Here is a 9359-nt window from a genome sequence, read left to right as displayed (position 1 = left end):
TCTTGATGAGCCGGGCCGCCGCGCGGACGCCCCTCCAGTGCACACCCTGCTCGTCTGCCACGGTGAGGCTCGCGTTCAGCGCCTTCGTGTTGCGCAGGATGTCCGCCAGCAAATCGGCCTGCACCGGGTCATCCGAGTCCTGCTGCATCGCCGGGCCGATGGCGGCGTCGAACTGCTCGGCGCGCGCCAGCTCGTCATAAGCCGCAAAGAAGGCCAGCGCTTCCGCGCGCGACAGGCCGCGCACATACTCCGGAAAGGGCTGCGTAGCGATGCGTAGCGACTGCACTTCGTACCCCGCCTGCTGGAAAGCCTGCCGGGCCTGCCGCAGCGCGGCCAGCGCCTCATGCACCTGCTGCTGGTAGTGCTCGCGGTCGAGCTTGACGAATGCGGTGATGGCGCGGACCTTGGGTTTTTCCGCCGCCGAGGCAGGAAGTGCGATCGCAAACAGAACGGTGAGCGCCAAGAGTCGCAGCGCGTGCTTCCGCCCCCAGTCAAGGAATCGAAGACCAACTACTTGCATAAGTCACCTTTGCGCGCCTGAACACGCGCAGTTCTGAGAACGGCCTGCAACCTATCACAGTCCCTTGGCTTGCCGGAACTCGCGCACCACGTCCTTCACGTCGCGATGCTCGCCGTCCACGGCGTAATTCAGGCGGCGCATGTCATCCTCGGTAATGCGGCCGGCGAGTTCGGCCAGCGCCGTGCGCACTTCCGGATGGCGCGTGAGCGTTTCCTGGCGCACGACCGGTACGGCGTCGTAGGGCGGAAAGTAGTGGCGGTCATCTTCCAGCACCACCATGCCGAGCGCCGAAATCACGCCGTCCGTGGCGCTGCCCGCGACCATGTCCACCTGCTTCTCCTGCAGCGCGCGGTAGAGCAGTCCCAGGTCCATCACGCGAGGCTGCCCGGCGAAGCGCATGCCGTAGGTGGAGACCAGGCCCTTATAGCCGTCGGGCCGCTCCAGGAACTCGTAGCCGATGCCCAATCGCCATTGCGGCGTCTGCGCCGCGGCCTGCGACAGCGTGCGCAGGTTCAGACGCCGGGCATCCTCGCCGCGAATGACCAGGGCGAAGGTGTTGTTGAAGCCCAGCGGCTCGCCAACCTGCAAGCCGAATTGCTCGGTGTAACTGCGCCGCACACGTTCCAGCACCTCGGCGCTGGTTCCGTGCGGCTCCTGCTTGAGGATGGCGGAGAGTGCCGTGCCCGTGTACTCCACATACATATCGATGCGGCCGGCGAGAATGGCCTGATGGCAAATGTAGCTGCCGGCCAGATAGAAACGGCGCTCAACGGGCAGCCCGGTGCGCGCTTCGATGCGCTGCGCTATCAGCTCGCCCAGGACGACCTGCTCGGTGAAGTTCTTGGATCCGATGACGATGCGTTCTTCGCGCGCCGGGCCGCAACCCGCAAGCAAGAGGAGGACAGCGAGGGCGGCGGTCAGTCGCATGTCAGGCCGCGGGCCGCAGGCGGCGCTCCAGCAGTCCGAGGCCCTGATCGGCGAGCAAGGCCAGCGCGGCGGCGGGCACTGCGCCCGCGAGGATCAACTGATTGTTCACGCTGGCCACGCCACGAAAAATGAATTCGCCCAGACCACCGGCGCCGATGGCGGCGGCGATGGTCGCCACTCCGACGCAGATCACGGCTGCCACGCGCACGCCGGCCAGAATCACGCCCAGCGCCAGCGGCAGTTCCACCTGCCACAGCACCTGGCCGTCGGTCATGCCCATGCCGCGCGCGGTCTCACGCACCGCCGGGTCCACGCCCATGATGCCGGTGTAGGTGTTGCGGATGATGGGTAGCAGGGCATAGAGCGTCAGCGCGGTGATGGCCAGGCGGTCGGCGCGCGCTCCCAACCAGGGAAGGGGCAGCAGGAACCCGAACAGCGCCAGGCTGGGAATGGTCTGCATGACGTTGGCCGAGCCCAGCACGGCGCGCCGCAATCCCGGCACGCGCGTGAGCAGGACACCCAGCGGCATCCCGATGCCCACGGCCAGGGCCATCGCCGCGCCCACCAGCCACAGGTGCTCCAGGCTCAGGGTGAAGATTTCAGCGCGATACTTCAGCAGGAAGTCGAACATGGCGGACAGCGTACTCCGGCAGTGAGGAAAAGACGAGGGGCAATACCCCCTCCCCTATACCCTGGTCTTTGAAAACACAGGGCTTACCGGGCGTTCTGCTGGAATTCGGGAGCAAGATCTCCCTAAGGCTCGTTTGGCAGCGTCTGCCCGAAGGCGGATACGTATTGCGAGACCGCCGGGTCAGCGGAGCGGCTGAATTCTTGCGGTGTATACAGGCCCAGCAGCCGACCTTCGTCCACGAGGCCGATGCGCGTCCCCAAGAGCAAGGCTTCGCGCAGATCGTGGGTGACGAAGACGATGGTCTTGGCCAGCCGCTTCTGCAGGGCGAGGAACTCGCGCTGAATCTCGGCCCGCGTCAATGGATCGAGCGCGCCGAAGGGCTCGTCCATCAGCAGGATGGGTGGATCGGCGGCCAGGGCGCGGGCTACGCCCACGCGCTGTCGCTGTCCGCCGGAAAGCTGGTGGGGATAGCGCGCGCGGAACTGTGCCGGTTCCAGGCCCACCAGCCCGAGCAGTTCCTGGACGCGGGCGCGGCGGCGCTCTTCCGGCCAGCCCTCCAGGCGCGGCACGACTTCGACGTTGCGTTCCACGGTGAAGTGCGGAAACAGGCCCGTTTCCTGGATGACGTACCCGATGCGGCGGCGCAGGGCGATGGCATCCCACTCGCGGGTGGAGCGGCCTTCGACTCGGACTTCGCCGGCGCTCGGTTCCAGAAGCCGATTGATGAGCTTCAGCGCCGTGGTCTTGCCCGAGCCGCTGCGGCCCAGCAGGACCAGGGTCTCGCCGGTGCGCACCTCGAGGTTCAAATCGGCGAGCAGGGTACGCTCACCGGCGCGAAAGGCCACCTGGCGGAACTCGACCGCGAGATGATTGGCGCCGGGCACGTTGCCATTGTGCGCCGGGTGACGGTGCGTGGGCAATGTGTTCCCACTGCATCCCGGGAGTTATGGCAGCATCGCGGGAAGGAACGATACAATCCCGCCAGTCTTTAGGGGAATGTGAGGATGGCGAGAGCCGAAGATGCCTTGCCGCAGGGCGGCCTGCGCGGCTTCTGGTGCCTGATCGCGGCGCAGTTCCAGAACGCGTTCAACGATAACGCGTTCAAGAACCTGCTGTTCTTCCTCATTCTGGGGATGAACCTGCCGGCGGCGGAGCGCGACCGCCTGGTCCTGATCCTGGGCGTGGTATTCGCCACGCCGCCCATCCTGTTTTCAATGAGCGGCGGCTATCTGGCGGACCGGTTCAGCAAGCGCGCCGTTGCGCTGGCCACCAAGTCGCTCGAGGTCGGGGTGATGCTGGTGGCGCTGGCGGCCCTGGCCCTGCACAGCATTCCGTTGTGCTTCGTCGCGCTCTTCCTCATGAGTTCGCAGAGCGCGCTGTTCGCGCCCACCAAGTACGGCATCCTGCCCGAACTGCTGCCGGAGAAGCGGCTGTCCTGGGGCAACGGCGTGCTCGAGCTGGGGACGTTTCTGGCCATCCTTTCCGGCATCATCGCCGGGCCGCTGCTGGCGGAGTGGTTCGCGGGACAGCAAGGATGGTCGGGCGCGCTGCTGCTGGGGCTGGCGGTGGTAGGCCTGGCGTTGGCCACCGGCATTCCGCGCCTGAGGGCCGCCGATCCGCAGAAACGGTTCCGCGCCAATTTTCTGGCGGAATTGTGGGCACAGGTCTCGCACATCCGCGGCGACCGCGTGCTGGTGCTGGCGGTAGCCGGCAACACCTATTTCTTTTTCATCGCCGCGCTGCTGCAACTGAACATCCTGCTGTTCGGCAACGACGTGCTGCGGCTGGGCTACGTCGAGAACGGATATCTCTCGGCGGCCATCGCGGTGGGCATCGGCGTAGGCAGCCTGGCGGCCGGATATCTTTCCGGCAACAAGATCGAGTACGGCCTGGTGCCGCTGGGATCGCTGGGCATGATGATCTTCGGCGGCGTGCTGGCCTACGGCGGGAATACTTTCCGCGAAGTGCTGGTGCTGCTGGGCCTGCTGGGGTTCTTCGCCGGATTCTTCATCGTGCCCATCAACGCGCTGCTGCAGCACCGCCCGGAAGGGGAGCACCGCGGCGGCGTGATCGCGGCCGCCAACCTCATCTCCTGGATCGCGGTGGCGCTTGCAGCGGCGGTGAATTACGCCCTGACCATGGCGGGGCTGGGCCCGCACGAGATCTTCCTTTTCTGCTCGCTGCTCACGCTGGCGGCGACGGCGTATGCCCTGGTTCTGCTGCCGGATGCGCTGCTGCGCCTGGGCTTGGTGCTGCTGACGCACTCCATCTACCGCATCCGGCTGGAGGGGCGCGACAACATTCCCGAAAAAGGCGGGGCGCTGTTCGTCTCCAATCACCTGTCGTTCGTGGACGCGCTGCTGCTGATGGCGGCCACGGACCGGCGCGTCCGCTTCATCATGTTCAAGGGGATCTACGAGCACCCCATCGTGAAGCCGTTCGCGAAGATCATGCGGGCCATCCCCATTTCGTCGCAACTGCGGCCGCGGGAGATGATCCGCTCGCTGCGCGACGCCAGCGACGCCATCCGCGACGGGGAAGTGGTGTGCATCTTCGCCGAAGGACAGATCACGCGCATCGGGCACCTGCTGCCCTTCCGGCGCGGCCTGGAACGGATCATGAAGGGCATCGAGGCGCCCATTATCCCTGTGCACCTGGATGAAGTGTGGGGCTCGATCTTCAGCTTCGAGCGCGGGCGCTTCCTGTGGAAAGTGCCGCGGCGCGTGCCCTACCCGGTGACGGTGAGCTTCGGCAAGCCGCTGCCGCCCACGGCGACACCCATGGAAGTGCGGCAGGCGGTGATGGAATTGCAGACCGAAGCCTACAAGCACCATCGTGCGCGCATGCGTCCGCTGCACCGCGTGTTCCTGCGCCGGGCGCGGTGGCATCCCTTCCGTTTTTCCATGGCCGACGGCCGCGTGCCGCGCATGAGCTTCGGCACCACGCTAACTCGCACCATGTTCGTCGCCCATCGGCTGGCCGGCGTGTGGAAAGGACAGGAGATGGTCGGGATCCTGCTGCCGCCCTCGGTGGGGGGCGCGCTGGTGAACATCGCGGCCTCGTTCCTGGGCAAGATCGCGGTCAATCTGAATTACACCGCGTCCGGTGAGGTGCTGGAATCGTGCGCGCGGCAGTGCAAGCTGGAGACCGTGATCACCTCGCGGCTCTTCCTGGAGAAGGTGAAGCTCGAGGTTCCTGCGCGCGCAGTGTACCTGGAAGACGTGGTGGCAAAGCCCCGGCTGCACGAAAAACTGATGTCGCTACTGATCGCGTGGACGTTCCCCGAGGAACTGGTGGAGACCGCGCTGGGGGCGGAGAAGCGTACGTCGCTCGACGACCTGGCCACGGTGATTTTCTCCAGTGGCTCCACCGGCGACCCCAAGGGCGTCATGCTCTCGCACTTCAACATCGGCTCGAACCTGGAGCAACTGGCGCAGACCTTCGCGCTGCGCCCCAAAGACCGGGTGCTGGGCATTCTGCCGTTTTTCCACTCCATGGGTTACACGGTGACGATATGGCTGCCGGCGACGCTGGGGGTGGGCGTGGTGTTCCATCCCAATCCGCTGGACGCCAAGGCCATCAGCGACCTGGCGCGCGACTACGAGGCCACGTTTCTGGTGGCCACGCCGACCTTCCTTCAGGCCTACATCCGGCGCTGCCAGCCGGAAGACTTCGGCAGCCTGCAGTTTGTGCTGGTGGGCGCGGAAAAATTACCGGACCGGGTGGCGCTGGCATTCGAGGACACGTTCGGCGTGCGGCCGCTCGAAGGTTACGGCTGCACCGAATGCTCGCCCGCGGTAGCTGTGAACACGCGCGACTATCGGGCAACGGGATTCCGCCAGGTGGGCGCCAAGCGTGGATCGATCGGGCATCCGCTGCCGGGCGTGAGCGTGCGCATCGTGCATCCCGAGACCCAGGAGCCGGTGCCGCTGGGAGAATCAGGACTGCTGCTGGTGCGCGGTCCGAACGTGATGATGGGCTACCTGGGCCGGCCGGAGAAGACCGCCGAAGTGCTGCGCGACGGCTGGTACAACACCGGCGACATCGCTTCCATGGACCTGGACGGATTCCTGATCGTCTCCGACCGGCTGAGCCGCTTCTCGAAGATTGCCGGCGAGATGGTGCCGCACGTGAAGATCGAAGAGAAACTGCAGGAGATCGCGGACATCACCGAGCAGGTTTTCGCGGTCACTTGCCTGCCAGACGAAAGAAGAGGCGAGCGGCTCATCGTGCTGCATACGCTTCCCGAAGAGAAGCTGGAGCCGGTGCTGGCACAGTTCGCTTCCTCCGACCTGCCGCCGCTGTGGAAGCCTAAACCTAACCAGTTCTTCCATATCGACAACATTCCCTACCTGGGAACGGGCAAGCTCGATCTGCGGAAGCTTAAGGAGGCGGCGCAGCGGCTGGCGGAAGCCGGCGGGGAAGCTGCGATGGAATCCGTGAATCAGTGAACCATTATTTCTCTGTCCGGGCGATGGTGATGACGGTCTTGGAGTCGTGGCGAGCCACGGCGACGGTGATGAACCCGTCCTTGGTGTCCGCCATCAGGGACTGTGTGTCGCCATCCTGCGTCATGACGCGGGCCTTGGGGAACTCCTCCTTGTAGAACTCCATCACCTTGTCGGGGTCATCCTCGGTTTCGAAAACGCCGCTCGCGACCTTCATCTTGCCGAACTCGACCGAACTGGAGCCGCCCGGAGTAGCGGTGGCGCCGGGATAGATGGCGACGCCCAGAGATTCCTCGGCTTTCTCGACGTCCTGGTGCGTCTCCACCGTGCCGAATGGAGTTTCGATGCGGGCTTCGTCGCCGCTCTGCTCAACCTTGGCTTCCTTGGCGATGCGGTAGGCGCCGTAGCTGATGACACCGACCACCACCGCGCCGAGAAAGAAGAAAATGCCCAGCACGATGAGGACGATCTTGAGACCGCCGCCGCCCGATCTTGCGGGCTGCGCCGCCGTCGCAGGCGCCGCCGGTGTGGCAGCCGCCTGCACGGCTCCTTCGATCTTCTTGCCGCAACTGGTACAGAAGCCCGCTGTGGCGGGAATGTTCGCTCCACACGATGTGCAGAAAGCCATAAGGCACCTCGACGAACGGAAAGTATAGCGCACAGGACTGGGAGGATGGATTCATTGAATCCATTGGAAAAAGGCTCGAGGCCCGGGCGTGCGACTGGTCCGGTAGAATACGGCGCATGTCCAGGATGCGGTTTTTGTTGATTGGCGCGACCTTGCTGGGTTGGTTGACCGCGAACTGCGTAGCCCATGACCTGTGGCTGGTGGCGGAGACGAGGGGCGGTACGAAGAGAGTGTGCGCGCGCATCGGCGAACACTTTCCCGAGTCCATGAACGCGGTGACGGCGGACCGTGTGGAGCGCTTTCAGGTGCGCACCGGTGGGGGCGTTCGAGCGCTCGCGGGAGCGAAGCGCGGCAAGCAATTCTGCGCGCCGGGAGCGCCGCAGGCTGGAGTGGCGGAGATGATCGTGGCGCCGCGCTACATCCGGCTGGCGGCAGAAGATTTCAACGGCTACATCGAGGGCGAGGGGTTCAAGGACGTGATCCGCGCCCGCAAGGAGAGCGGCAAGGACGCGAGCGAAGGTCGCGAACTGTACTCCCGCTACACCAAGCTCCTGTTGGGTGCGAACGGCGCTGCGGCGAGCGAAGCGTTAGGACACGCACTGGAGATCGTGCCGGACAAAGATCCGGCGTCACTCGCGAAAGACGAGCCGCTCAGGGTCAGGGTGTTGTTCCTGGGCAAACCGCTGGCCGGCGTGCGCGTCAGCGCGATGTATACCGGCGCGATGGTGAAGGGGCATGAATTCCCGGTGACCGCGGAAACCGACGCGAACGGCCGCGCCGAGCTGAAGCTCGACCGGCCGGGGCTGTGGTATGCGCGGCTCATCCACATGGTCGAGGCGCAAGGCGATCCGGAGATTGACTGGCGCAGCTTTTTCGCCACCCTGACGTTCGAAGTGCCCGCCCGACAATGAAAATCCGAGTGGCGAAGACGGGCGCGGTGGGGGTGCGGGAGCAGATCATCGAGCAGGTGCGGGTGGCGATCGGGGCGGGAGAACTGGGGCCGGGCGATGCCCTGCCCAGCGTGCGGGAGCTGGCAAAACAACTCGGGATCCATCACAACACGGTGAGCCACGCCTATCGGCATCTGGCCAAGCGCGGCTGGGTGACCATGAAGCCGGGCGCGGGAGTGTTCGTCAACCTGCGCGATGAGCACGCGGCGCTCGAACAGGCCCGCGACCTCGATGAACTGATCAACGCGTTCCTGGTGTTTGCCCGCGAGCACGGCTACAAGTTGCAGGAGATTCGCGAGCGAGTGCGGGAACGAATGGCCGAGCAGCCGCCCGATCACTACCTGGTCGTCGAAGAAGACCGAGCGCTGGCGCGAATCATCGCCCACGATCTGGCGGAAGCGACGGGAGCGCCAGCCAGTGCTTGTACGCCGCAGGAACTTGCGGCGACGCCGGGACTGGCGATCGGCGCGGTGCTGGCCGTTCCCGTGCACGCGCTGCAAAAGTTTCCGGATGTGTATCCCAAGCGCTCAGCGCCGGTGCCGGTGGAGTTTCCCCGAGCCAAGGAGTTCGTGGAACGGGTGCGGGCGCTGGACAAGCCCTCGGTCATCGCCATCGCGTCCGAGAGCGTGGAGTTTCTCGAGGCGGCGCGGGGGCTGACCGCCTCCGCCGCGGGACGGAAACATGAGATCGTGGAGTGCCTGTTGGGACCGCAGGATACGCCGCCCGAAGCAGCGGACCTGGTGATCTGCGACTCGCGCACGCGGGCACGGGTGAAGGCACGAAATGTCATGGTGGTGACAACACTCTCCAAGAAGTCGCTGGCGACGTTGCGGGATGCGCTGCCGGGGACGCGCTAGGTCGGCAGGTGGGGCAGGCTACGGGTGATGTAGTCGGTCATAGTGAGCGCCAACAGAATACCCAGCCAGAAGAAGCCGGCCAAAACCACCACCCAGGTCAGCTTGCTGGCATAGCGCACGTGCATGAAGTAAAGGATGACCAGCACGGCCTTGGTGGTGGCGATTCCCAAGGCGACGGCGGCGTTGAACGGTCCCAGGTTGATGAACGCCACCCGTACGGTGACTGCGGTCAGCACCATCAGGGTGGCAAATATCGCGAAATAGACCTTCAAGGGAACGACGTGTCCGCTCATGGATGCACCCCGACGTGCCGCGTGATGAGGTAGAGCAGTGGGAATAGAAAGATCCAGACGATATCCACGAAGTGCCAGTAGAGCCCGGCATATTCGACGGGCGCA

9 protein-coding genes are annotated in these 9359 nt (G+C 65.2%); 3 read left to right on the top strand and 6 right to left on the bottom strand.

From position 1 onward, the window contains the following. The 4 genes from VLE48_01610 to VLE48_01595 form a co-directional block, all read right to left on the bottom strand. On the bottom strand, positions 1 to 463 hold a 463-nt coding region (locus VLE48_01610), incomplete at its 3' end, for a DUF711 family protein (GenBank protein HSA91681.1). Positions 464 to 574: 111 nt separating this feature from the next. After that, a complete protein-coding gene (locus VLE48_01605; GenBank protein ID HSA91680.1) occupies positions 575 to 1447 on the bottom strand; it encodes a glycine betaine ABC transporter substrate-binding protein in 873 nt (290 codons plus the stop codon). A 1-nt stretch (position 1448) separates the two neighbouring features. Further along, complete coding sequence (locus VLE48_01600) at positions 1449 to 2078, bottom strand: ABC transporter permease (protein HSA91679.1); 630 nt, start codon at positions 2076 to 2078, stop codon at positions 1449 to 1451. Positions 2079 to 2200: 122 nt separating this feature from the next. Beyond that, on the bottom strand, positions 2201 to 2998 hold the full coding sequence (locus tag VLE48_01595; protein HSA91678.1) for an ATP-binding cassette domain-containing protein: 798 nt from the start codon (positions 2996 to 2998) through the stop codon (positions 2201 to 2203). A gap of 84 nt (positions 2999 to 3082) precedes the next feature. Here VLE48_01595 and VLE48_01590 point away from each other — a divergent pair, with 84 nt between their 5' ends. Beyond that, positions 3083 to 6529 (top strand): acyl-[ACP]--phospholipid O-acyltransferase, encoded by a 3447-nt coding sequence (locus VLE48_01590; GenBank protein ID HSA91677.1) that lies wholly within the window; start codon positions 3083 to 3085, stop codon positions 6527 to 6529. A 4-nt stretch (positions 6530 to 6533) separates the two neighbouring features. On the opposite strand, the gene VLE48_01585 is transcribed toward VLE48_01590, so the two are convergent. Further along, positions 6534 to 7154 carry a zinc-ribbon domain-containing protein gene (locus tag VLE48_01585; protein ID HSA91676.1) on the bottom strand — a complete coding sequence of 207 codons (621 nt, stop codon included), beginning with the start codon at positions 7152 to 7154 and terminating at the stop codon, positions 6534 to 6536. A 116-nt stretch (positions 7155 to 7270) separates the two neighbouring features. Between VLE48_01585 and VLE48_01580 the strand changes: the two genes are divergently transcribed. Both VLE48_01580 and VLE48_01575 read left to right on the top strand, forming a co-directional pair. After that, on the top strand, positions 7271 to 8065 hold the full coding sequence (locus tag VLE48_01580; protein HSA91675.1) for a DUF4198 domain-containing protein: 795 nt from the start codon (positions 7271 to 7273) through the stop codon (positions 8063 to 8065). 8 nt (positions 8066 to 8073) lie between these two features. After that, positions 8074 to 8961 carry a GntR family transcriptional regulator gene (locus VLE48_01575; GenBank protein ID HSA91674.1) on the top strand — a complete coding sequence of 296 codons (888 nt, stop codon included), beginning with the start codon at positions 8074 to 8076 and terminating at the stop codon, positions 8959 to 8961. Here VLE48_01575 and VLE48_01570 read toward each other — a convergent pair. Further along, entirely contained in the window at positions 8958 to 9254 is a 297-nt protein-coding gene (locus VLE48_01570) for a cytochrome C oxidase subunit IV family protein (protein ID HSA91673.1), read from the bottom strand. The genes VLE48_01575 and VLE48_01570 overlap by 4 nt on opposite strands. Between the last annotated feature and the right edge of the window lie 105 nt (positions 9255 to 9359).

Source organism: Terriglobales bacterium (assembly GCA_035454605.1).
Classification (GTDB): domain Bacteria; phylum Acidobacteriota; class Terriglobia; order Terriglobales; family Acidobacteriaceae; genus DATMAB01.
The sequence above is the reverse complement of the archived record's forward strand: the minus strand, read 5'-3'. Positions and strand labels throughout refer to the sequence as shown.

Bases quoted from the DNA above. Each gene is read 5' to 3' on its own strand.
- VLE48_01605 (HSA91680.1), bottom strand. From the start codon at position 1,447: ATGCGACTGACCGCCGCCCTCGCTGTCCTCCTCTTGCTTGCGGGTTGC.
- VLE48_01600 (HSA91679.1), bottom strand. From the start codon at position 2,078: ATGTTCGACTTCCTGCTGAAGTATCGCGCTGAAATCTTCACCCTGAGC.
- VLE48_01590 (HSA91677.1), top strand. From the start codon at position 3,083: ATGGCGAGAGCCGAAGATGCCTTGCCGCAGGGCGGCCTGCGCGGCTTC.
- VLE48_01585 (HSA91676.1), bottom strand. From the start codon at position 7,154: ATGGCTTTCTGCACATCGTGTGGAGCGAACATTCCCGCCACAGCGGGC.
- VLE48_01580 (HSA91675.1), top strand. From the start codon at position 7,271: ATGTCCAGGATGCGGTTTTTGTTGATTGGCGCGACCTTGCTGGGTTGG.
- VLE48_01570 (HSA91673.1), bottom strand. From the start codon at position 9,254: ATGAGCGGACACGTCGTTCCCTTGAAGGTCTATTTCGCGATATTTGCC.